This is a genomic window from Actinoplanes sp. NPDC048988 (assembly GCF_043197815.1).
In the GTDB taxonomy this organism is placed as follows: domain Bacteria; phylum Actinomycetota; class Actinomycetes; order Mycobacteriales; family Micromonosporaceae; genus Actinoplanes.
Map to the genome: position 1 here is coordinate 28,032 of NZ_JBICTW010000031.1, position 23,240 is coordinate 51,271.

Sequence of the window (23,240 nt, forward strand, 5' to 3'; positions counted from 1 at the left end):
GGACAATCAGGTCATGACGTATCCTCCGCCGCTGTATCACGGGGACAAGGGCGAGGTCAGCGCGACCTACCGCCCGGACGGCACCGCCCCGGAGCTCGTCTATCCGACGAACGGCACCCGCGTGCACTATCTGTCCACCGGTGCCTCGACCAACGGCCTGTTCGGCCTCTACCGCTGGGAGTGCGGTCCCGGCGTCACCGGCCCCGACCCGCATTTCCATCACACGCTGGCCGAGAGTTTCTACATTCTCAACGGCGTCATGAGCATCTACAACGGCGAACGCTGGATCGAGGCGTCGCCGGGCGACTACGTGCACGTGCCACCGGGCGGCGTGCACGCCTTCAAGAACCGTTCCGGCGCCCCGGTCTCGATGCTGCTGCACTTCTCACCGGGCGCGCCCCGGGAGGGCTACTTCGAGGGGCTGGCCCATCTGGACGAGATGAGCGACGAGGAGAAGGCAGCCTTCTATCTGGAGCACGACAACATCTGGCTGTGATCCGTCACGCGGGCCGGGGCGCGATCGCCGTCCCGGCCCGTGACCGAAATCCGCGGCGACGGCCTGACAGCCGGTCAGTCGTCGTCCCCGTCGTCGCCGTCGTCATCGTCGTCGTCCCCGTCGCCGCCGGGGCAGCCGGAGAGGGTGAGCACCGTGGCGACGCCGCCCGCCGCGAGCAGCACCCGCCCGAAGAAGGCGCGCCGGCCGATCCGTTCCTCATCGTCCATACCGGCATTCTGGCAAGCCGGGCGGCCGGCCGGAACCCACCGGCAGCGAGAAGCGCCGGTACGCTCCCGGCGTGCCATGGTCGATCTCGGTCATGCCGGGCGGGGTCAGCGCAGCAGGGACGGCATCGCCTCCTGGAGCATCGGGCGCCATTCGGGCAGCGGGGCCACGCCGGTCTCGGCCCAGCGGGCGTGGCCGAGGACGCTGTAGGACGGGCGCTTGGCCGGGCGGACGAAGCGGTCGCTCGTCGTCGGCCGTACGCGGGAAGGGTCGTGACCGGCCTCGGCGAAGACCGCCTGAGCCAGCCCGAACCAGGTGGTCGAGCCGGCCGCCGTGCCGTGGTAGACGCCGGGCGCCGCCGGCGACCGGCCCAGGGCGACCAACTGCCGGGCCAGGGCGTACGACCAGGTGGGCGGCCCGGTCTGGTCGTCCACCACGTCGACGGTGTCGCGTTCGCGGGCCAGGCGCAGCATCGTCCGCACGAAGTTGTTGCCGTGTTCGCCGTAGAGCCAGGCCGTGCGCACGACGGAGCCGCCGGCGGCCAGGACCGCCCGCTCCCCCACGGCCTTGCTCCGGCCGTAGGCGTTCACCGGGGCCGCACCGGCGTCCTCGGGGTACGGCGAGGTGGCCGTACCGTCGAAGACGTAGTCGGTCGAGACGTGGATGAGGCGCTTGCCGGCGGCCGCGGCCAGCACCGCTACCGCGTGCCCGTTGACCGCGGTGGCCGCCTCCTCGTTCGCCTCCGCGCCGTCGACGTCGGTCCAGGCGGCGGCGTTGAGGACCACGTCAGCGCCCTCGACCGCCTGGCGCACGGCCGCCTCGTCGGCGATGTCGAGCGAAGCCCGGGTCGCGGCGACGACCTCCGTCTGACCGGATTCGCGCAGAGCGAGGACCAGGTCGCGGCCGAGCATGCCGCCGGCGCCGGTGACGAGCCAGCGCATCAGAGGCCGGCCCGGGCCTTGAGCGGCTCCCACCACTCGCGGTTCGACCGGTACCACTCGACCGTCGCGGCCAGGCCGGCCTCGAGGGTGACCGCCGGCGCGTACCCCAGCTCCTCGGAGATTTTGGTGATGTCGAGCGAGTAGCGGCGGTCGTGGCCCTTGCGGTCCTCGACCGGGCGGACCATGTCCCACCCGGCGCCGCAGGCGTCCAGCAGCATCTGCGTCAGCGAACGGTTGGACAGCTCGGTGCCGCCGCCGATGTTGTAGACCTCGCCCGCGCGGCCCTTGGTCAGGGCGAGCTGGATGCCGCGGACATGGTCGGAGACGTGCAGCCAGTCCCGGACGTTGCCGCCGTCGCCGTACAGGGGAACCTGCTTGCCGTCGAGCAGATTCGTGACGAACAGCGGGATGACCTTTTCCGGGAACTGGTAGTGGCCGTAGTTGTTGGAGCAGCGGGTCACCACCACGTCCATGCCGTGCGTGCGGTGGGCGGCCAGGGCCATCAGGTCGGAGCCGGCCTTGGAGGCGGCGTACGGCGAGTTCGGCGCCAGCGGCCAGGTCTCGGTCCACGAGCCCTCGTCGATCGACCCGTACACCTCGTCGGTCGAAACGTGCAGGAACCGCCCGACTCCGGCATGCCGGGCCTCGTCGAGCAGCACCTGCGTGCCCAGCACGTTGGTGGTGACGAACGGCGTGGCGCTCTGAATCGAGCGGTCCACATGGGACTCGGCCGCGAAATGGACGATCGCGTCGTGTCCGGGCAGAAGTTCGCGAAGCAGCGCGGCGTCGCCGATATCGCCCTGGACGAAGCGGAGTCGCTCATGCGACACCGGCAGATTGGCCCGATTGCCCGAATAGGACAGGAGGTCGAGCACGGTGACGTCGGCGTATTCGTCCTGAAGGACGGCGCGGACGTACTCCGATCCGATGAAACCGGCACCACCGGTCACGAAAATGTGCACGGCTGGCGAGTGTAGACGTGCGCCGCACTCTGCGTAACCTGCGCGGGTGCGAGGAATTCTGCTCGCCGGGGGAACCGGCTCACGTCTCTGGCCCATCACCATGGCCATGTCCAAGCAGCTCATGCCGATCTTCGACAAACCCATGATCTACTACCCGCTGACCACCCTGGTGTCGGCCGGGATCCGGGAGATCATGATCATCACGACGCCCGAGGACCAGCCGCACTTCGAGCGGTTGCTCGGCGACGGCTCCCAGTTCGGCCTGTCGCTGACGTACGCGGTGCAGCCGCGCCCCGAGGGCATCGCGCAGGCCTTCCGCATCGGGGCCGACTTCGTCGGCGACGAACCGGTGGCGCTGATCCTGGGCGACAACATCTTCCACGGCGTCGGCCTCGGCCGTCAGCTCACCCGCTTCGCCGAGCCCGCGGGTGGCCGCGTCTTCGCCTATCCGGTGGCCGACCCGGAGCGCTACGGCGTCGTCGAGTTCGACGAGGCGGGCAAGGTCCTCTCGATCGAGGAGAAACCCGAGAAACCCAAGTCCACGTACGTCGTACCCGGGCTCTACTTCTACGACGCCGACGTGGTGCGCATCGCCGAGAAGCTCGAGCCCAGCGCGCGCGGCGAACTCGAGATCACCGCCGTCAACGAGGAGTACCTGCGCCAGGGCCGGCTGGACGTCACAGTGCTCGACCGGGGCACCGTCTGGCTCGACACCGGCACCTTCCAGTCGATGGTCCAGGCCTCGGAGTACGTACGGGTCATCGAGGAGCGGCAGGGCCTGAAAATCGGCTGCGTCGAGGAGGCCGCGTGGCGGCTGGGTTTCATCGGCGACACCCGGTTGCGTGAGCTGGCCCAGCCGCTTCTCAAGAGCGGCTACGGCCAGTATCTTGAACGCCTGCTGGACATGGGAGGTCCCCGGTGAAGATCCGCCCCTTGAGCATCGAGGGCGCGTGGGAGGTCACCCCCGTGCAGCACGGCGACGACCGTGGCACGTTCCTCGAGTGGTACCGCTTCGACCGCCTGGCCGAGGCCGTGGGTCACGCGCTGGATCTGAGGCAGGCCAACCTCTCCACCTCGGCGCGCGACGTCGTGCGCGGCGTCCACTTCGCCGACGTGCCACCGGGGCAGGCGAAATACCTGACGTGCGTGTCGGGCTCGGTCCTGGACGTGGTGGTCGACCTGCGGGTCGGCTCGCCCACCTTCGGCGCCTGGGAGGCCGTGCCGCTCGACGACGTCGAGCGCCGCGCGGTCTATCTGGCCGAGGGTCTGGGCCACGCGTTCTGCGCGCTGACCGACGACGCGACAGTCGCCTACCTGTGCTCGGCCACCTACCGTCCCGGCCACGAGCACGGCGTGCACCCGCTCGACGACGAGCTCGGCATCGACTGGCCGGCCGGCACGCCGCTGCTCTCGCCGAAGGACGCGGCGGCGCCGACGCTGGCCGAGGCACGGGCGGCGGGGCTGCTGCCGCGATACGACGAGTGCCGGGAATTCACCGCAACCCTGCGTCGGGTTCAAGACATTCAACCATCCCCGCCGGACGATTGACCGGGGGCCATGCGGTTGGTATGTGGCGCGCATTTCCGCGGCGGTGTGCGGCGATGCACGACGAGAACCGAAGATAGTCCGATGTGACCACTTTGGACCGCGTTTCTTCGGCACCCTCATCCGAACCGTCATCGGACTCACACGGAAAGGCGTAGCGCGAACGGCCGTCCGTTCGAAATTCTTTCTCGTGTGTGTCCGGCGGGTAACCCGCAGCGCCGCGTGTCCGGCATGTCCGATACGTCGAGGCCCGGACCATGGATAGATGAAAGTCGATGACGGAGGCACGGAGTGCAGACAGTCGATTCAGTGTCGACCCTTGACCTCAGTGACAGAGTTCCGCAGCTCAACGGCCGTCCCCGAGCGGGCCGGGCCCGCAGCGGGTGGCAGAACAAGTACGTGCTGGCCCTCTACCTCATCGACTTCGCCGTGGGACTGGCCGCCGCGAACTCGGCGTTGCTGCTGCGCTTCGGCACGCCGAACCGCGACCCCTTCGCCACCGGCTATTTTCTATTGACATTTCTCATTCCTGTGGCGTGGCTGGCCTGCCTCACGCTCAACCGGGCGTATGAGCCACGTCACCTGTTCGTCGGCACCGACGAGTACGCCCGGGTATTTCGTTCCGGATTGGCGCTGACCGCGGTCCTGGCCATTGTTTCGTTCTCCTTCGACCTGCGTTTGGCCCGCGGTTACGTCATTATCGCGATGCCCCTGGCGGTGGCCGTCAGCCTCGCCTGCCGATTCGCGCTGCGGCAGCTCCTGCACCGCACCTGGGCCCGCGGCCGGCACCTGCACCGGGTCATCCTGGTCGGCCACGAGCGGGCGGTCGCCGACATGGCCCGCCGGCTGGGCCGAGAGCGCCACCACGGCCTCGACGTCATCGGGGCCTGCCTGCCCCCCGGCCCGAGCCGCGGCGGCTTCGTGCTCGGTCTCCCACCCGTCTACGGCACCTTCGACGGCGTGGCCGCCGCGGTCGCCCGCTCCGACGCGGACACCGTGGTCGTCCTCTCCTGCCCCGAGATCGACGGCCCGGCCCTGCGGCGCCTGGCCTGGCAGCTCGAACGCGACGACGTCGACCTCATCGTGGCCAGCACCCTGGTCGACGTGGCGGGCGACCGCACGACGATCCGCCCGGTCGACGGCCTGCCGATGCTGCACGTCGAACACCCGCGGCTCAAGGGCAGCGCCCGGCTCGTCAAGGCCGCCTTCGACCGCGTCGGCGCCTTCGTGCTGCTGCTGCTCGCCTCCCCGGTGCTGGCCGTGGTGGCGGCCATGGTGGCGTTCGACCCCCGCGGGCGCGGGCCGGCCATCTTCCGCCAGGAGCGCGTCGGCAAGGACGGTCAGCTGTTCACCCTGTACAAGTTCCGCACCATGGTGGTGAACGCCGAGGCCCGCCTCATCGAGCTGCGCAACCTCAACGACACCGACGGCGAGCTCTTCAAGATGCGCAAGGACCCGCGGATCACCCCGATCGGCCGGTGGCTGCGCCGCTTCTCCATCGACGAGCTGCCCCAGCTGTTCAACGTCCTCAAGGGCGACATGTCGCTGGTCGGCCCCCGCCCGCCGCTCGCCCGTGAGGTGGCCGGCTACCCGTCCGACATGCTGCGCCGGCTCGTGGTCAAGCCCGGCCTGACCGGCCTGTGGCAGGTCTCCGGCCGCTCCGACCTGTCCTGGGAGGAGTCGATCCGGCTCGACCTCACGTACGTCGAGAACTGGTCCCTCTCCATGGACCTGGCCATCCTGGCCCGCACGGTCAGCGCCGTGGCCCGCAGCTCAGGCGCGTACTGAGGACGACAGAGAAAAGCGGCCCGGTCCCCCTCGCGGGGGCCGGGCCGTTTTCCCTTGCCAGTCAGGCGGGCGTGCCGACCGCCGTGTCCCGGGCGTCGGTCGGGCGCAGCCGGACCGGCGCGGCCAGGTGTGCGAGCAGCACGTCGGCGATGCGGTCGCCGGCGTGGCCGTCCCAGAGGGCCGGGGCCCTCTTGGCCGGCGGGTCGGCCAGGACCCGGCGGGCCGTGGCCACGATGAGCTCCGGATCGCGGCCCACGAGGATGTTCGTGCCCTCGGTCAGGGTGATCGGGCGCTCGGTCGAGTCGCGCGTGGTCAGGCAGGGCACGCCGAGCGCCGTGGTCTCCTCCTGGATGCCGCCGGAGTCGGTCAGCACCAGGCGGGCCGACGCCTGCAGGGCGATGAAGTCGAGGTAGCCGGCCGGCGGGATCAGCCGGATGCCCTCGGGCAGGCCGGCCGTCTCGAGGCGGGCGGCCGTGCGCGGGTGCACCGGCAGGATCACCGGCAGTTCCCTGGCCACCTCGCCGAAGGCGCCCAGCAGCGCGCCCAGGATCTCGGGCGAGTCCACGTTGGCCGGCCGGTGCAGGGTCGCCAGCGCGTACCCGCCCGGGGTGAGCCCGTGCCGGTGCAGCGCGTCCGAGCCGAGCGCCCGGTCCAGGTTCGCGTGCAACGTGTCGATCATGACGTTGCCGGCGAGGTGGATCTGGTCGGAGTGGTAGCCCTCGGCCCGCAGGTTGTCGACGCCGTCCGGCGACGGGGCGAAAAGCAGGTCGCTGAGCCGGTCGGTGGCCAGCCGGTTGACCTCCTCCGGCATGCTCCAGTCGCGGCTGCGCAGGCCCGCCTCGACGTGGGCCACGGTGATGCCGGCCTTGGCCGCCACCAGCGCGCAGGCCAGCGTCGAGGTGACGTCGCCGACCACCACCACCGCGTCCGGCTCGAGCTCGTCGACCAGCGGCTCGAAGGCGAGCATCACCCGGGCCGTCTGCTCGGCGTGGCTGCCCGAACCGGTGCCGAGGTGGCGGTCCGGCTTGCGCAGCCCCAGATCGGTGAAGAACACGTCGTTCATCGCGGCGTCGTAGTGCTGGCCGGTGTGCACCAGCACCACCTCGGCGCCGCGCGCCTCGAGCGCGTCCATCACCGGCTTGACCTTCATGAAGTTGGGCCGGGCCCCGGCCACACAGATGATCCGCGGCATCAGATCACCTCGACCGTGTCACCGGACAGCCGGCGGCGGGTGTCGAGCAGGCACGAGGCCTCGCGGCCGATCATGTCGTAGTCGAACTCGTCGTGGTCGGCCAGCAGCACCACCGCGTCGGCCGCCCGCACCTCCTCGGCGTCGGCCGTGACCATGGTGAGGTCGTCGGCGCCGTGCACGGCCTCGACCACGTGCGGGTCGGCCACCCGGACCTCCGCCCCCATCTGGCGCAGCAGCTGCACGACGCGGACCGCGGGCGATTCCCGGGCGTCGCCGGTGTTCTTCTTGTACGCCAGGCCCAGCAGCAGGATCCGGCTGCCGGAGACCGAGCGCTGGCGGCGGTTGAGCGCCTCCATGAGCCGGCGCACCACGTAGTCGGGCATGTGGTTGTTGATGTCGTTGGCCAGGTCGACGAAGCGGAAGCTCTGGCCCAGGGCCCGCTGCACCCGCCACGACAGGTAGGACGGGTCGATCGGCAGGCAGTGACCGCCGACGCCGGGGCCCGGCGTGAACCGCATGAAGCCGAACGGCTTGGTCGAGGCCGCGTCGATCGCCTGCCACACGTCGATGCCGAGGTCGTGCGAGATCATCGCGATCTCGTTCACCAGCGCGATGTTCACGTGCCGGAACGTGTTCTCGATGAGCTTGGCCAGCTCGGCCTCGCGCATCGAGGAGACGGTCACGGTGGTCTCCACGACGCTGTCGTAGAACTCCTTGACCCGCTTGAGCGACGCCTCGTCGAGGCCGGAGACGACCTTCGGCGTGTTGACCAGGTTCCAGTTCTGGTTGCCCGGGTCGATCCGCTCGGGGCTGAAGCCGAGCTGGAAGTCGGTGCCGGCGGTCAGGCCGGACTCCTTCTCCAGGATCGGCAGGACGACCTCCTCGGTCGTGCCCGGGTAGGTGGTCGACTCCAGCACGACCAGCGCTCCGGGGCGCAGGTGCCCGCCGAGCATCTCGGAGCAGGCTTCGACGTACGACAGGTCGGGCGCACCGTCGCGCAGCGGCGTCGGCACCGTGATGACCGCGATGTCGAAGCCGGCGCAGTCGGCCGGATCGGTGCTGGGCCGGTACTTCCCGCCGGCCAGCACGGCTCGCAGCCGCTCGGCCGGGATGTCCTCGACGTACGACTCCCCCTCGACGAGACGGCCGACGCGGACGGTGTCGACGTCGAAGCCGACGACCTCGTGACCGACCTCGGCCGCGCGGACGGCCAGCGGCAGTCCCACGTAGCCCTGACCGGCGATGACAACTCGCATGGTGCTTTCCCCTTCAGTTGCGCTCGGCGGCCGGCGTACGCGCGGTCCGTACCCACTCGCGGGCGACGAGCCCGACGAAGGCCACGTTGGTGGTCAGGTAGCGGCGGCCGAGACGGCGCGGCTCCTGCAGTGCCCGGTAAAGCCATTCGCAGCCCACCCGTTGCCAGGCGGCCGGCGCGCGCTTGACCACACCGGCCAGCACGTCGAAGGAGCCGCCGACGCCGTGCACGACCTTGGCGCCGGTGCGGGCGCCGTGGGTGGCGACGAAGACCTCCTTCTTGGGTGAGGTCATGCCGAGGAAGAGCAGGTCGGCCCCGCTGGCCTTGATGCCGTCGGCCACCGCCTCCGACTCCTCGGCGGCGTAATAGCCGTCGCGGTAGCCGGCGATCTTCAGTTTCGGGTGCTGCTTGCGGATCCGCTCGACCATGGTCTCGAGGACGTCGGGCTTGGCGCCGAGGAAGTAGACCGAGTGGCCGCGCAGCTCCGCCATGTACATGAGCCGCTGGAACAGGTCGATGCCGGCGACCCGCTCGGGCAGCGGCCGGCGCAGCACCTTGCTGGCCCAGACCACCGACTGGCCGTCGGCGACGATGAGACCGCAGCCGGTCACCGCGTCGCGCAGGGCCTCGTCGCCGCGCATCTTGACGATTTTGGCGGCGTTGACGACGCCGACCTCCAGCAGTTCGCCCTTGCCGACCGAGTCGAGGCAGCGCTGGACGGTCTCCTCCAGGGTGAGCGCGTCCAGCGGCATGCCGAACAGGTCGCGGCGCGCCTCGGAGCTGGTGGCCGTGGTGCTCATCGCGCGATCCCTTCCGCCGGAACCTCCACGGAGGCGAGCCAGGCGAAGTAGAGCCAGCCGAACTCGTACGGCCGGCACTCGCGGTCGAGCGAGAGCGGCTTGTAGACCCGGTCGATGACCGAGAGCTTCAGACCCGACTTGGCCCGGGTCGTGACCGTGTGGGCCGCGCGCACGATTTTGCGCGGATCGCCACGGAAGACCTTCCGGACCGTAAGGCCCTCGTCGTCGAGCAGCATCGGGTTCTCCGTGTCGCCGAGCTCGGCCGGGCCGAGCAGCCACAGCAGGCCCTTGCGGATCGGCTCGTCGAAGTCGCTGATGCCGCCGGCCGCCTCGGCCAGGTCGAGCAGCGCCATCGGGCCCATCGCGTGCTGGTGGACGGTGTAGACCGGGTAGCCCTCGACGACCTCGCCGGTGCGGGCGTCGTAGTGCCACCACCACTGGCCGTCCGGGCCCTGGAGGCGGCAGATCTGGTCGGCCGTGGTGCGGGCCGCCCGCAGGGCCTCGGCGTCGCCGCCGTCGGCCGAGTGGTGCAGCCGGGCCAGCGCCTGGATCGGGTAGACCTGGTCGGCGAAGCAGGCGACGTGGTCGCGGTAGGGCTTGACGAGGCCGGGGCCGGTCGCGTGCGGGAACAGCGGGCTGCCGGGCCGGACGCTGTCGAGAAGCCGCCGGCGGGCCTGCGCGAGGTGGTCCTCCACATCGGCCTGCTTGCGGGCGGTGGCGAGCGCGGCGACGACCCAGGACGCCTCCACCACGTACTCGGCGGCGGTGCGCCGGTCGAAGGCCCGCAGCCGCTCCAGCGCCTCGGGCAGCCGCGGGTGCCCGATCTGGGCGGCGGCCCAGGCGACGAGCGCGATGTCGCCGAGGTTGGTGCTCGTCGCCTGCCGGTCGACGAGCAGCGCCACGTACTTCTCCAGGTCGTGGCCGCCGAGCAGGGCGGGTACCTGGTCGGCCGGGAGCCAGGCGACGCCGAGCGCCACGATCGCGGCGTAGCGCAGGCTCGTTCCGGACAAATGCGCACTCACCGCGCCATTTTCGGCGGTGAATACTCGAGTGAACGCGAACTCGTCCGTTTCGGTGCGGTACATCGTGGGCAATCCGCGCGACGCGAGCGCGAGAAGCCGATTGGTCAGGTCGATCGTCTCGCCGTCGAGGTGGACGTATCTCGCTGGTGCTGACGTCATGGCGTCCTTCCGGAGGCAGGGCGACCGGCGGGCTGGAACAGGGTGCCCGCCAACGTTTTTTGCGTGGCCGACGCTGAGGCTACTGAGGACGATCCACCCACGGGAAGGTATGACGGGTTGCTGACTCGCCGTTACGGGCGATTCGCGCGGAGGCTTCCGTTTACTCCGACCGTACGGCAGACGCCTCTTTCAGAATGGTCACTACGGATTCGACGTTTCGGACCGCGCTCTCACACCTTCGGACGATGGCCGAGACAGCGAAAGAGGGCCCGCCGTACGGCGGGCCCTCCTCGTCGAACGAAGTTCAGCGAACCTACCGCCGGGGGACCGTCATCGTCGACGGCGCGGACACCCCGACGTGGCCGGAGGAGTCGGTGACCACGGCCCGCAGGGTCACCTTACGGCCGGCGTACCGAGCCGGGGGTGTCCACGAGAACGCGTACGGGGAAACGGATGTGGTCCCCACCTTGACCCCGTCGGCCAGGAGCGTCACCGACCGTACCCCGAAGTCGTCGGTGGCCCGCACCAGCGGGTGCGCGGCGTCGACGATCGCGGCCGCCGGGCGGGCGTCGGCCACCTTGCCCACACCCGTCGGCAGACGGCGCGGCTTGGGAGTACTCACCGTGCCGGCGTCGGTCAGGACCACACCACCGGTGACCCGGCTGTCCTTCACGAAACCGTCGGCTCCGTAGGTGAACTTCACGGGTCCGGTGACGACCGTCCGGCTCACGTAGCCGTGGTTGCGGATACCGCTACGGACCGTGTTCTCCGGGGCGCCGTCCTTTCCGCGCGCTCCGTCGAAGAGGACGCCGCCGGTGACGACGCTGCCGGTGACGGTGAGTTCGCTCTCGACCGTCGACGGGCCGGATCCCTGAATCACTCCGGTTTTGACGACTCCCCAGCCGCCGCCCTTGACGACGCTGTTGCTCAGGCGACCGGCCGCGCCGAAATAGGCGACACCGGCCTCGGCCTCCACTTTGCCCGGTGTGACCGTGACGCCGGAGATGTCGACGAACATCTCATTGGTGTCGGTCGAGCCGAGCGACTGCCGCGACACCGTGATGACGTTGCCGCCGCCGTCGCGCAGGTACGGCTGGTCGCCGGCCAGGGTCGTCAGCGACTGGTCGGGCTCGATGACCACCTTGTCGGCGCCGGCTCCCTTGATTTTGAGCGGCTTGGTGATGGTGAGACCGTTCTTCGCCCCGGCCTGCACCGGGTTGGAGGCGTGGTTCACCGGGGTCGACGACTCCTGGTAGGTGCCTGGGCAGACAACGACGGTGTCCCACGGCGACGCGTGGTCGACGGCCGTCTGGACCGACGTGAACTGCGCGTTCGGGCACTGCTGGCGGTCGTCGTCGACGGTCCAGACGGTGCCGCTGTCCTTCAGCGCGACGTTGCCGGGCGAGTTGTCGTACGCGGCCAGGGTGGCCGCCGGCGTCGTACCACCGAGGTTGTAGCGCCCGTAGCCGGCGCCGTTCGCCTTGCTGACACCGTCCGAGAGGATCTGCGCGCCGGAGGCGCTCTCCTGGAAGCGCACGTCGGCCAGCTGAATCGAGCCCGATGTGGGCATCGCGCCGGTGCCGAAGCGCAGCTCCAGCGAGGCCAGCGAGCCCACGTCGAGGCCCTGCCGGGCGAACTCGCTCAGCGGCACCCGGATCTGGTCGAGCACGATGTGCGTGTTCGGGGTGTTCGTACCGGTCGACATGTGCAGGGCGTTGCCCCAGCGCGGGTCGCCGGCCGCGACGACGGCCTCACGGCCGGCCGTGTCCTTCAGCGCGATGACGAAGTTCTGGGTGGTCGAGGCCGGGTCGTACGAGGTGGGCTTCTCGTTGGGCCACACCGGGCCGGCGGCGGTGCCGTTCACCGTCGTGTCACGAGTGTTGTCACCGCGGTTGTCCGCGCCCGGGTTGCGGGTGTCGAAGAAGTTCACCGCGGCGTCGAGCGCCAGCGCCTCCAGGCCCTTCATGTTCTTCGAGGCGGCCGGGATCCGCGCGGTCAGCTTGGCGGCCGAGCCCTGCTCCCAGGCGAGGGTGAGCTGACGGCCGTACGAGTGGTTGATCGGCGCGTTCTCCCGGGTGCCGTTCTGGCCGCCGAGCGCGGTCGCGGCCGGCAGCGGGCACTGCTTGGCGGCCGGCGGCAGGCCGGTCTTGCCGAGCTGGGCCGGCGCGAAGTCCTGCGGCTCCGGGTTGCACCAGTCGAAGCCCTGCGAGGTCGCCGCCGGCTTGGTGGTCACACCGGCCGCTTGGGCGTACGGGTCGGCGAAGCCCTGCCCGGCCAGGGAACCGCCGAGCGCGTTGAGCGTCAGCGGATTCTCCGTCTCGGGACGGATCAGGTCGACCCGGGAGCCGGCGCCGGCGAAATAGGTGGTGTTGACCCGCTCCTCGCACGGGATCGCGGTCCCCGACGGGCTGGTGGGGCAGGCGCCGGCCGGCACCTGGAGCTTCGACGAGGTGTTCGACAGCTCGCCGGTCATGTACGGCTCGAAGGCGCCCTCGCCGCCGATGTAGCGCCGGAAGAACGCGGCCATCGTGGCCAGGCCGAGCTTCTCCTGGTCGCCCATCCGCGCCGGGTCACCCGAGATTTTGGTGTTCTTCGCGGGGTTGAGCGGGTCGGAGTTGTCGATCGCGTAGTTCCGGGCCGGGTCGGTGTAGCTGCCGGCGCCGCTGAGCCGCAGGTTCTTCGGGTGGATGTTGTTGGTCGCGAACGGGGCCGAGTTGCCGCACGCGGCGTCGTTGTTCGCCTGCCCGTCGGCGCCGCCGTCGGCGTACCAGACCGAGTTGTACCAGTTGTGGATGGCGCCGAGCTGCTGCACCTGGATCCGCGGGAACGGGTCGCCGGGGTTGACGTACTGGGAACGCTCGAACTCCCGCGCGCCCATCAGGTTGGAGACGTCGCCGTCGCACATCGGCAGGATCGTCATGAACGGCAGGCCGTACGGCGCCTTGCGCTCGTAGTCGGTCGGCGCCAGCGAGATGACGCCGTTGATCGGGTAGCGCGGCCCGTCCGTACGGATGCGGTTGTAGTCGAGGAAGTTGGTGACCGCGTCGCCGCCGCGCGAGTGGCCCATCAGGCCGATGCGGGTCAGGTCGAGGTGACCGGCCAGCGCCTTGCCGACAGTGGTGTGCTCGTCGACCGGCAGGCCCTTGGCCTTGTTGGCGGCGGTGATGGCGTCGAGGGCGGCCGACAGGAGCATGCGGCGGTTGTGCATGCCTTTGCCCTTGTTGTTGTCCTGCCGCATCATCAGCTGGTCCTGCGAGATGGAGAACGTGGTGTAGCCCCACGTGGCCAGGTTCTCGGCCAGGTAAGCGTAGCCGCTCTCGTTGTGCTTGTACTGCGCGCACGTCGCTGTGGCGGAGTCCTGACCGGAGTCGCAGGAGCCGTGGTTGCCGTGCACCAGCACGATCAGCGGGGACGGCTGGGTGCGCTTCTTCCAGTCGGGCATGGAGAGCTGGCCGCGAATCTCGACGTCCATCGGCGCCTGCGACGTGCCCGCCGTGGGCGCCGCGCCGTCGGAGTTGGGCTCCTGGATGGTCGCGAGGCCGAACTTGGCCTCCTGGATGACCTGGTGACCGTACGGTCCGCGGGCTGTCGGATCGGGTAGGGAAGCGGGTTTGGGGGTCGTCGCCGCGCCGGCCGGGGCGGCCAGCCCGGCCAGCGAGACCACGACCGGCAGAGCGATCCCGAAAACGCGCCTAAGTGTTCCGTGCACGCATTTCTCCCCAGAAAGGAGTGAAAGAAATTACGAGCGGAACGCTAAGAGTAAGACGTTTCTCAGCTGTTTCTTACTCAATTCGAAGGTGGGAATGGCAAGGTGGCCGGGCGGACCAGCGCGGTGACCGCGCGACGGCTCCGCTGATGGCCCAGCGCAGCTCGGGACGCCTCCCGGAGGAAAACGGCCGACCAGTACAGCGCGGCCGCCGGCGCGGAATGCCGCATTCGGTAGAGCCTGACCCGGTTGACCGTCAGCAGGCTCCACAAGGCCGGCGACACCCGCGACTCGCCTCCGATATGGACAACCTCGGCATCGGCCACCAACTCGGTCACGAAACCACGATCCCGGGCGCGCAGGGCGAATTCGGTTTCCTCGGAATAGAGGAAGAACCGCTCCTCCCACGGACCGCAGGCCTCGAGGCAGGCGCGCGACATCAGCATCACGGCGCCGGTCGCCCAGTCGGCCGTGCCGTCGGTGAAGTACGCCTCGCGGTCGAGCACCGTCTCGCCCAGCGCCGGGAAACGGCCCGCCCGCTGGCCCAGCACGGCCTCGCCCAGGGCGCGGCGCACGGTCGGCTCGCGGCGCAGCGAGTACGCCACGTGGCCGTCCTCGCCGAGGATGCGCGGCACCGCGATGCCGACGTCGGGCTTGGCCAGCCGGGCCGCGAGCCTGGCGACCGACCCGGGCGTGAGACGGACGTCGGGGTTGAGGATGAGGACGGCGTCGTACGGATCGGCGACGCGCAGCGCCGCGTTGAAGGCGGCCGCGTATCCGGCGTTGCGTCCCGTCTGCTCGATGTGGCAATTCGGCACGAGCTCACGGGCGATCGCGACACAGTCGTCGGCCGAGTTGTTGTCGGCCACGTAGAGGCCCCAGTCGAGGCCGCTCAGACCCTCGTCGAGGGAGCGCAGCAGGCCCGGCAGCACCGCGGCGCTGTTGTAGGTGACTACTACTACCGCGACTCTCATGCTGTCCTGCTGCTTTCGTCTCGGAGCCAGGTGGTGAAGTCGCCGGCGCGCACCGCCCGCTTGGCGCGGCGCCGGGTGACGAGCGTGACGGCCAGGAAAACGGCCAGTTTGGGCGCGGCCAAGGGATTCGCCCGGACGATCCCGATCAGATCGGCTTTGGTGGTACGGGCCTCGTCCACCGCGTCCGGCAGGGCCTGCTGGAGTTGCGTGGTGGCGGTGACCGACCGGACCCGCCGGCGGATCAGGTCGCCCAGGGTGCGCGGCGGATGCACGACGACCCTCGAGCCGGGCACGATCCGGCGCTCGGCGGCGGTGAACGCGACCGAGGCGGCCAGGTCGTCGCCCATCACGTCGGGCACCGTCCGCAGCCGCTCGCGGGCCTCGCCGGTCACCGCGATGACGCCCCGGCCGAACAGGCCCTCGCGCACCACCGGAAGCCGCTGCCAGACGTCGTAGTACCACCGCACCGGCCAGGACGACCGGTCGGTGGGCACGACCCGCTCGGGCGCGGCCGCCAGCACGCCCGGCTCGCGCAGCGCCTCGGCCAGCCGGCGGATGTCGTCGGCGGTCATCTCCACGTCGGCGTCGAGGTAGACCACCTCACTGCCGGTGGCGCGGTCGTCACCGGCCCGCATCGCGGCGTACTTGCCCGGCTGCGGAAGGTCGACCACCTCGACGGGCGGGCCGAAGGCCCCGGCCACCGCCGCGGTGTCGTCGGTGCACCCGTTGGGCACCACCACCACCTGCATCTCGCCGGGCCGCGCGCCGGACACGAGCGACCGCAACAGCCGGCCGATGACGGGCGCCTCGTTGTGCGCCGGGACAACCACGCTGATCACGCTGGCAGTATTCCGGGGCCGGTCGATCGGCACCACCCTGTGTCGGATCCCCGCCCAAGGACACGCCGGACGGTCACCGTGGACGGACCGTCGGCTGTTCAGCCTCGACCGGACGGCCGACTGCCGCCGACCCCCGGTTATGCGAAAGGGTGGTGGAGCAATCTGGCAATGGAAAGGCAGGGCAATTCGTGTACGTCTCGGTACGCGACCGGCCGGGGGCCCAGCCGGGCCGCACCGCCGGACGGGTGGCGACGACCGTGGTGCTCCTCGGCGTGGTCAGCATGTTCACGGACGTCTCCTCGGAGATGGTCGCCGCGGTTCTGCCGCTCTACCTGACCACCCAGGTCGGCCTCGGCTACCTGGCGTACGGCTTCGTGGACGGCCTCTACCAGGGCGTGAGCGCCGTCGTCCGGATCGGCGGCGGCTACGCGGCCGACCGCAACGGGCACCCCAAATGGATCGCTGTCCTCGGCTACGGCGTCTCCGCCCTGAGCCGCGTCGCCCTGCTCCCGGCGCACGGATTCGCCACCATCGTCTCGGTCATCTCGGCCGACCGGCTCGGCAAGGGCCTGCGCACGGCGCCCCGCGACGCGCTCATCGCCGCCTCGAGCGACCCGGCGCAGCTCGGCCGGGCGTTCGGCGTGCACCGCACGCTCGACACCATCGGCGCCGTGCTCGGCCCCCTGGTGGCTTTCGCCCTGCTCGCCATGGTTCCGGGCAGTTACGACTCGGTCTTCGTCGTCTCCTTCGCCTTCGCCATCGTCGGCCTGGCCATCCTGCTGCTGTTCGTGCCGAACATGCGCACTCACGCCGCCGCGGCCCGCACCGGCCTGCGCGTGGTCTTCCGCGAGCTGGCCGGCAGGGGCCTGCGCAAGCCGCTGATCGCCACCGCGATCCTGGGTGTGCTCACGGTCGGCGACGGCTTCCTCTACCTCGCCATCCAGCAGCGCGACGACCTCACCGCGAGCCTGTTCCCGCTGCTGTACGTCGGCACGAACGTCGCCTACCTGGCGTTCGCGCTGCCGCTGGGCCGCCTGGCCGACCGGATCGGCCGGGCCCGGGTCTTCGTCGGCGGTCACGTCGCGCTGCTCGCGGCCTACCTCGCGGCCGGCGGCCAGTTCGGCGGCATCGCCACCACCGTTCTGGTCCTGCTGCTGCTCGGCACGTACTACGCGGCCACCGACGGCGTGCTGCCGGCTCTGGTCAGCCGCCTGGTCAGCGAACAGACCCGGGGCAGCGGCATCGCGGCCGCACAGACCGTCGTCGCCCTCTCCCGCTTCGTCTCGGCCCTCGCCTTCGGCAGCCTGTGGGTACTGGTCGGCCGCGGCAACGCGCTGCTGATCGTCGGCGTGCTGCTGGCCGCCGCCCTCCCGGCCGCCTGGATGCTGCTGCGGCCCAGTGAGGCCACGGCGTGAACACTCGCGTCAGGGTGGCCGTGCTGGCCGGCATCGTCGTGCTCGCCCTCGCCGCGGCCGGTGTCTACGTGTTCCGGGTCCAGCGTGAGCAGGCGTCGGAGGCCAAGGCGGCCCCGGCCGTGCCGGTCTCCGACCTCACCACGGCCATGGCCGGGCCGCATCTGCTGTTCCGCAACACGGCCCTGGGCAACGGGTACGGCAAGCTGGCGGTGGTGCCGCTCAGCGATCCCGGCGGTCCGCGCGCGCTCACCGGCGTGTCCTGCGAGCGGGCCTACTCGGCGGCGGGGCGCTCGGTGTGCCTGTCGGCCCGGCGCGGCATCACGAACACGTACAAGGCGCAGGTTCTCGACGACGACTGGAAGGACGCCGGCGACCTGCCGCTGACCGGTCTGCCCAGCCGCGTCCGGCTCTCCCGCGACGGCACGCTGGCCGTCACCACCACCTTCGTCTACGGCGACTCCTACGCCACCGTCGGCCAGTTCTCGACGCGCACGCTGGTCACCCGCATCGGCGACAAGAAGTCGGCCGACCTCGAGAACTTCACGTTGTACGTGGACGGCAAGCGGATCACGGCGGCCGACCGCAACCTGTGGGGCGTGACGTTCGCCGACGACGACGCCTTCTACGCGACCGCCGCCTCCGGCGGCAAGACGTGGCTGGTCAAGGGGAGCCTGTCCGGGCAACGGCTCGATTCCCTCCGTACGGACGTGGAATGCCCCTCGCTCTCCCCCGACCGCACCCGGATCGCCTTCAAGAAGCACGGCGACCTGCCGAACGGCGAGTGGCGGCTGGCCGTCTACGACCTGCGGACCGGCCAGGAGACCGTGCTGGCCGAGACGCGCAGCGTCGACGACCAGGCCGAGTGGCTCGACGACGGCACCGTCCTGTACGGCCTGCCGCGGACCAACGACAGCGGCGCGGCGACCAGCGACGTATGGGCCGTGCCGGCGGACGGATCGGGCAAGCCTCGCGTACTGGTGCAGGATGCCTGGTCACCGGCGGTGATTCGCCAATGAGTGACACATTGACCACCCCATTTGATCACCGTCCGAGGCTAGGGTTCCGCGAGACGCGTACCGCATCGATGAGGGAGCACGATGACCACCGACCCTGGCAGTCACCTCCGCGAGCCGAAGCGGGGCCTGATCATTCTGGCCGGCGCCCTCGCCGTCGCGGTGGTGACCGCGCTCGTCGTGATCGGCACCCGGCCTGAGCCGCCGCAGACCACCGGCGTCGCCGGCGGGCAGTCCCCCGCCACCGGCCCGGTGACCGCGCCGTCCACGGTGCCGTCGACCCCGCCGTCGACCGCGCCCAGTTCCCTGCCACCGTCGCCGAGCAAGTCCGTACCGCCCTCGAGCGCCGCGGCCAGCAGCAAGGCGGCACCCGCCCCGACGTCGGCGAAGCCGGCGGCGCCGCCCGCCGCGCGTTCGTCGGCCTTCCCCAACGCCGGAAACACCGGCGTCCGGCCGGGAGTGAAACTCAAGGCCCGGGGCGACATCACGGTGACCAAGAACGGCACGGTCCTCAACGCGCTCGACGTCACCGGCGTCATCACGGTCCAGGCCAGCAACGTCGTCATCTCGAACACCCGGGTGACGAACAGCGCCAAGGCCGACTGGGGCATCGTGCAGACCGCCGGCGCCAGCAACCTGGTGGTGATGGACAGCGAGATCCGCGGCAACGGCACCGACAGCATGCACCAGGGCATCTACAACATCGGCGGGCACATCACGGTGAAACGTACCGAGATCTCGCGCATCGCCGACGGCGTCGCCACCAACCGCGGCCTCATCGAGGACTGCTACCTGCACTCGCCCCAGGTGTTCGACGGCGACCACGTCGACATGATCCAGTCGACCGAGGGGCCGCCGTCCGGCGCCTCCCTGACGATCCGGCACAACACGATCATCAACGACGAGCTGCAGACGTCGGCCATCGCGCTGTTCCAGGACTTCGGCGTGGCCCGCAACGCCCTGATCGTCGACAACTACCTGGCCGGCGGCGCCTACACGGTGTACGGCGGCGAGGGCGACCACGGCCAGTCCAGCAACATCCGGATCGAGAACAACACGTTCGGCAAGGACGTCTTCCCGAAGGCCGGCCAGTACGGCCCGATCGCGCACTTCGACGCGGGCGGCCCCGGCAACACCTTCACCGGCAACGTCTTCGCCGACACCAAGACCCCGGTCTCCCTGTCATGAGGCGGTTTCCGTGACCACATCCACGCTCGAGGGCAGCCGCGGCGACCTCATCGTCTACTTCTCCGGCAGCCGCTGGGACGGCCCACCCGGCCACGACCGCAACATGGCCTCGGCCCTGAGCCGGTTCAACCCGGTCCTCTTCGTGGAACCCCCGGTCTCGGCGCTGACCTCCTTGAAACGGCCGGAGCTGGGCAGCCTGATGGACGGCCCGCGCCTGCGCGTCCTCTCACCGCGCCTGGCCCACCTGGTGACCCCGGTCGTGCCCGGCCACAGCCGCCCCGGCCTGCACCGCCTCGTGCCGCCGATGGTTCGGCGAGCGGTCTCTCGCGCTATCGAAGAGCTCTACCCTTCGGCTGGGCCGCTCGCCGCTGTGGTCTCCTCCCGCGTCGAGGACCCCGGCTTCGACATGCCCGCGCGGCGCCGCGTCTTCTACGCCACCGACGACCTCGTGGCCGGCGCCGGCATGCTGGGCCTGCCCCGCGAGCGGCTGCTCCGCGAGGAGGCACGCTCGCTGCGCCGGGCCGACGCGGTCGCGGTGGTCTCGGAGTCCCTGCAGAAGAGGTACGCCGGTGACGGCTTCCCCTCCGAGTTCGTGCCCAACGGCTGCCGCCCCGACCTGTACGCCTCGGTCGACGAGGCGCCACTGCCCACCGACGTCACTCTGGAAGGCCCGATCGCGGGCCTGCTGGGCCACGTCAACGACCGCATCGACCTGTCCCTGCTCGAAGCGGTCGCCGACACCGGCGTCTCGCTGCTCATCGTCGGCCCGGTCGCGCCCGGCTACCAGGCCGACCGTTTCACCGCGCTCACCCAGCGCGCGAACGTCTGCTGGACCGGCCCGAAACCGCACACCGACATGCCGTCGTACCTGCGCCTGATCGACGTGGGCCTCACCCCGTACGCCGACAACGAGTTCAACCGGGCCAGCTTCCCCTTGAAGACCCTGGAATATCTGGCCGCCGGCCGCGGCGGTGTGGCCACTCCCCTGCCCGCGGTGACGTGGCTCGGCACCGACCTGGTCACCCTGGCGTCGACCCCTTCGGCCTTCGCCGCGGCCGTGCGGGCGGAGCTCGCGGTGCCCCGTACCCCCGCACTGGCCGAAGCCCGCCGAGCGTTCGCCCAGAAGCACAGCTGGGACCGCCGCGCCGCCCAACTGGCCGACCTCCTCCACCTGGACGCTTCATGAAAATCCTCGTCTACGCCCACCGCCTGGAGGTCGGCGGCACCCAGGTCAACGCCATCGAGCTGGCCGCGTCCCTGCGCGACAACCACGGCTACGACCCGGTCCTGTTCGCCACCCCCGGCCCGATGGAGTCCCTGGCCTCGTCGTTGCGGCTGCGCTACATTCCCGCGCCGGAACCGGGCTCCCACCCGTCACCGGCCCGCATGCGCGCCCTGCGCGCCGCGGTCCGCGACGAGAAACCGGATCTCATCCACGCCTGGGACTGGACGCAGACCCTGGACGCCTTCTACGGCGTCCACCTGCCCACCGGCCTCCCGCTGCTGTCCACCGTGATGTCGATGGCCGTGCCCCGCCTGATCCCCCGGGCCGTCCGCACCACCTTCGGCACGTACGAACTCCTCGACCAGGCCCGAGCCGCCGGCCGCGACCGCCTGGGCCTGCTCCTCCCCCCGGTCGACGTCCACCAGAACGCCCCCGACCCCACCCTCGGCAAACAGTTCCGCGCCACCCATGGCCTGGCCCCCGACGACATCCTGGTGGTGACGGTCTCCCGCCTGGTCGAACACCTGAAGCTGGAAAGCCTGCGCCGCACGGTGGAAGCCATGACGACCCTGGGCGCCGAGATCCCCACCCTGCGCCTGGTCATCGTCGGCGACGGCACCGCCCGCCCCGCCATCGAGGCGCAATCCGCCACCGTCAACGAAGCCCTGGGCCGCCCGGCCATCGTCCTGACCGGCGCCATGTCCGACCCCCGCCCCGCCTACGCCGCCGCCGACGTGGTGGTAGGCATGGGCGGCTCGTCGCTGCGATCCTTGGCCTTCGCCAAGCCCACAGTCGTCGTAGGCGAACAAGGCTTCGCCGCGGCCTTCACCCCTTCCACGGCCGACCGTTTCCTCTACACCGGCATGTACGGCCTGGGCGACGGCGACGAGGGCAACCGCACCCTCATAGCCGAGATCCGCGAGCTGGCCACCGCCCCCTCGACCGCCGCCACCGAACTGGGCGACTTCTCCCGCGACTTCATCCTCCGCAACTACTCCCTGGAGTCCGTCACCGCAAACCTGGACACCCTCTGCCGCGAAACGCTCACCGACCACTCCCCCATACGCCGCCGAGCCACCGACGGCCTCCGCACCGCCGCCGTCCGCACCGCCGGCGCCGCCCGCGACCTACTCCCCTCCCGCTAACCCGCCAGGCACAGACCTTCCACCCGGCGCGGCCCTCTCATCTGTGCGGGGCTCGCCCTAACCTCCGCCCCTTCCGCCGGTCCCGCCCTTTACCCGCCGGGCCTCCGCTCTTTTCACCCGCCGGGCCTCCGCTCTCTCCTCTCCACCCGCGCCAGGCCGCCGCCGGGCGCCGTCTCGGCGGGGATCGGGTCGCTAGGAGCGCGTCTCTCCGGTTCGTTCCCCCGCAACAGGCCCACTGTCGGCGTTTGACACCGACTCCCGGCTAGCGCTGGGGTGCCCGGGCCAGGAGAGAGAAGGCGTTCGGGAGACGACCGCGGAAGGCGGCGGCGTCCACCTCACCCATGCGCCAGAACGGTTCCGGGTATTCGGCCAGGTGGCGAACTTCGAAGCCCGCGTCGACGACGGCGGTGACTGTGCGGCCCAGGTTCCACTGCCACATGACGGCCCCGTGGGCGGGAAAGCTGAAGTCGTCGCAGACGAACGAGCGGCCGAAGTAGTCACGGTCGGACCGGATGCGCGGCTTGTCGAGGTCCCAGGTCCACAGTTCGGTGGCGGGGTGACCCTCGTACAGGAACAGGTGGCCTCCGGGCCGCACCAGGCGTGCCATCTCGGCGGCCCAGGCGTCGATGTCCGGCATCCAGATCAGCGCGCCCTTGCCGGTGTAGACCAGGTCGGCGCAGCCGTCGCGCAACGGCACCCCGGGAACCGCACCCATGACGTAACGGCAGGCGACACCGAGCCGAGCGGCGCGGCCCTGCGCCTCGCTCACGGCCACTTCGCTGTAGTCGACCCCGATCACCGCCCGGGCACCGGCCCGTACGAGCGCGATGTCGTCCTCCCCGTTGCCGCTCTGCGGGTGCACCACCAGCGGCCGCGCCGCCAGAATCCCGCGCAGCAGCTCATATTCCTCGGCCACCAGCGTGTCGTCGGCCGGCAGCCCACCGAAGTACTGAAGCTGCTCCCGATAAGCCTGGTTCCAGGCGGCACGGTTACCGACCGACCGAGCATCCATGCCCCCACCCTCCCGGCCCCGCACCCACCGGGTCAACCGCATTCGTCGGCGTGCCCAGCCGGACACCACCGACGTCACACCCCCGCCGCCGGTCCGACAGCAAGCCCGGTTCGCCGAAACCGCAGTGGACCCCCGACATCACGCCATTGAGCTCGCCGCCCCGATCCCGACCGACTTCGCAGAGACACCACCGGCGCCCCACACCCACCAACCCGCGCAACCGGCCTGGAATTGCCGCCCGGCCCCCCCACCCAGCCCGGCCGGCCCGACAGACCCGCCCACCCGAACCCCCACGCGGCAGCGAACCCCGCCCCACACCCAGGCGCAAGGTGAAAGCC

General features: G+C 70.7%; 20 protein-coding genes. 9 read left to right on the top strand and 11 right to left on the bottom strand.

The genetic code is table 11. The annotated features are described in order from the left end of the window. Positions 1-13: 13 nt before the first annotated feature. The gene (locus ACGFJ7_RS46145) at positions 14-496 is read left to right on the top strand and encodes a cupin domain-containing protein (protein WP_360257904.1); all 483 of its coding nucleotides are present in this window, start codon (positions 14-16) and stop codon (positions 494-496) included. 74 nt (positions 497-570) lie between these two features. On the opposite strand, the gene ACGFJ7_RS46150 is transcribed toward ACGFJ7_RS46145, so the two are convergent. From ACGFJ7_RS46150 to rfbB, 3 genes are all read right to left on the bottom strand, one after another. Further along, positions 571-723 carry a hypothetical protein gene (locus ACGFJ7_RS46150; protein WP_360257902.1) on the bottom strand — a complete coding sequence of 51 codons (153 nt, stop codon included), beginning with the start codon at positions 721-723 and terminating at the stop codon, positions 571-573. 105 nt (positions 724-828) lie between these two features. Then, positions 829-1,662, bottom strand: coding sequence for a dTDP-4-dehydrorhamnose reductase (rfbD, locus tag ACGFJ7_RS46155; protein WP_392648822.1), 834 nt, complete (start codon positions 1,660-1,662; stop codon positions 829-831). Then, positions 1,662-2,624: a dTDP-glucose 4,6-dehydratase gene (rfbB, locus tag ACGFJ7_RS46160; RefSeq protein WP_360257898.1), complete on the bottom strand. Its 963-nt coding sequence runs from the start codon at positions 2,622-2,624 to the stop codon at positions 1,662-1,664. The genes rfbD and rfbB overlap by 1 nt, the downstream gene beginning before the upstream one ends. Positions 2,625-2,670: 46 nt before the next feature. Here rfbB and rfbA point away from each other — a divergent pair, with 46 nt between their 5' ends. The 3 genes from rfbA (at position 2,671) to ACGFJ7_RS46175 (ending at position 5,957) form a co-directional block, all read left to right on the top strand. After that, complete coding sequence (gene rfbA / locus ACGFJ7_RS46165; RefSeq protein WP_360257896.1) at positions 2,671-3,546, top strand: glucose-1-phosphate thymidylyltransferase RfbA; 876 nt, start codon at positions 2,671-2,673, stop codon at positions 3,544-3,546. Further along, a complete protein-coding gene (locus ACGFJ7_RS46170) occupies positions 3,543-4,172 on the top strand; it encodes a dTDP-4-dehydrorhamnose 3,5-epimerase family protein (RefSeq protein WP_360257893.1) in 630 nt (209 codons plus the stop codon). The genes rfbA and ACGFJ7_RS46170 overlap by 4 nt, the downstream gene beginning before the upstream one ends. 306 nt (positions 4,173-4,478) lie before the next feature. Further along, positions 4,479-5,957, top strand: a complete 1,479-nt coding sequence (locus ACGFJ7_RS46175) for a sugar transferase (RefSeq protein ID WP_360257891.1) — start codon at positions 4,479-4,481, stop codon at positions 5,955-5,957. Positions 5,958-6,018: 61 nt separating this feature from the next. On the opposite strand, the gene wecB is transcribed toward ACGFJ7_RS46175, so the two are convergent. From wecB to ACGFJ7_RS46210, 7 genes are all read right to left on the bottom strand, one after another. Further along, a complete protein-coding gene (gene wecB / locus ACGFJ7_RS46180; RefSeq protein ID WP_360257889.1) occupies positions 6,019-7,149 on the bottom strand; it encodes a non-hydrolyzing UDP-N-acetylglucosamine 2-epimerase in 1,131 nt (376 codons plus the stop codon). After that, positions 7,149-8,405: a nucleotide sugar dehydrogenase gene (locus tag ACGFJ7_RS46185; protein WP_360257887.1), complete on the bottom strand. Its 1,257-nt coding sequence runs from the start codon at positions 8,403-8,405 to the stop codon at positions 7,149-7,151. Before ACGFJ7_RS46185 ends, wecB begins: the two co-directional genes overlap by 1 nt. 13 nt (positions 8,406-8,418) lie before the next feature. Then, the gene (locus ACGFJ7_RS46190) at positions 8,419-9,204 is read right to left on the bottom strand and encodes a WecB/TagA/CpsF family glycosyltransferase (RefSeq protein ID WP_360257885.1); all 786 of its coding nucleotides are present in this window, start codon (positions 9,202-9,204) and stop codon (positions 8,419-8,421) included. After that, on the bottom strand, positions 9,201-10,385 hold the full coding sequence (locus tag ACGFJ7_RS46195) for a hypothetical protein (protein ID WP_360257882.1): 1,185 nt from the start codon (positions 10,383-10,385) through the stop codon (positions 9,201-9,203). Before ACGFJ7_RS46195 ends, ACGFJ7_RS46190 begins: the two co-directional genes overlap by 4 nt. A 313-nt stretch (positions 10,386-10,698) precedes the next feature. Beyond that, positions 10,699-14,094 (bottom strand): Ig-like domain-containing protein, encoded by a 3,396-nt coding sequence (locus ACGFJ7_RS46200; RefSeq protein WP_392648826.1) that lies wholly within the window; start codon positions 14,092-14,094, stop codon positions 10,699-10,701. Between the two features lie 77 nt (positions 14,095-14,171). Further along, a complete protein-coding gene (locus ACGFJ7_RS46205; RefSeq protein ID WP_360257878.1) occupies positions 14,172-15,065 on the bottom strand; it encodes a glycosyltransferase family 2 protein in 894 nt (297 codons plus the stop codon). Continuing rightward, on the bottom strand, positions 15,062-15,904 hold the full coding sequence (locus tag ACGFJ7_RS46210; RefSeq protein WP_392648829.1) for a glycosyltransferase: 843 nt from the start codon (positions 15,902-15,904) through the stop codon (positions 15,062-15,064). Before ACGFJ7_RS46210 ends, ACGFJ7_RS46205 begins: the two co-directional genes overlap by 4 nt. 188 nt (positions 15,905-16,092) lie before the next feature. Between ACGFJ7_RS46210 and ACGFJ7_RS46215 the strand changes: the two genes are divergently transcribed. The 5 genes from ACGFJ7_RS46215 to ACGFJ7_RS46235 all read left to right on the top strand — a co-directional run bounded on the left by ACGFJ7_RS46215 (position 16,093) and on the right by ACGFJ7_RS46235 (position 21,890). After that, a complete protein-coding gene (locus ACGFJ7_RS46215; RefSeq protein ID WP_360257873.1) occupies positions 16,093-17,319 on the top strand; it encodes an MFS transporter in 1,227 nt (408 codons plus the stop codon). Next, complete coding sequence (locus ACGFJ7_RS46220; protein ID WP_392648832.1) at positions 17,316-18,335, top strand: hypothetical protein; 1,020 nt, start codon at positions 17,316-17,318, stop codon at positions 18,333-18,335. The genes ACGFJ7_RS46215 and ACGFJ7_RS46220 overlap by 4 nt, the downstream gene beginning before the upstream one ends. 81 nt (positions 18,336-18,416) lie before the next feature. Beyond that, positions 18,417-19,520, top strand: a complete 1,104-nt coding sequence (locus tag ACGFJ7_RS46225; protein ID WP_392648835.1) for a hypothetical protein — start codon at positions 18,417-18,419, stop codon at positions 19,518-19,520. A gap of 10 nt (positions 19,521-19,530) precedes the next feature. Continuing rightward, entirely contained in the window at positions 19,531-20,706 is a 1,176-nt protein-coding gene (locus ACGFJ7_RS46230) for a glycosyltransferase (protein WP_392648838.1), read from the top strand. Continuing rightward, positions 20,703-21,890, top strand: a complete 1,188-nt coding sequence (locus ACGFJ7_RS46235) for a glycosyltransferase family 4 protein (protein ID WP_392648840.1) — start codon at positions 20,703-20,705, stop codon at positions 21,888-21,890. Before ACGFJ7_RS46230 ends, ACGFJ7_RS46235 begins: the two co-directional genes overlap by 4 nt. A gap of 262 nt (positions 21,891-22,152) precedes the next feature. Here ACGFJ7_RS46235 and ACGFJ7_RS46240 read toward each other — a convergent pair whose 3' ends face one another. Then, positions 22,153-22,902, bottom strand: a complete 750-nt coding sequence (locus ACGFJ7_RS46240; protein ID WP_392648843.1) for a class I SAM-dependent methyltransferase — start codon at positions 22,900-22,902, stop codon at positions 22,153-22,155. Positions 22,903-23,240: the final 338 nt, after the last annotated feature.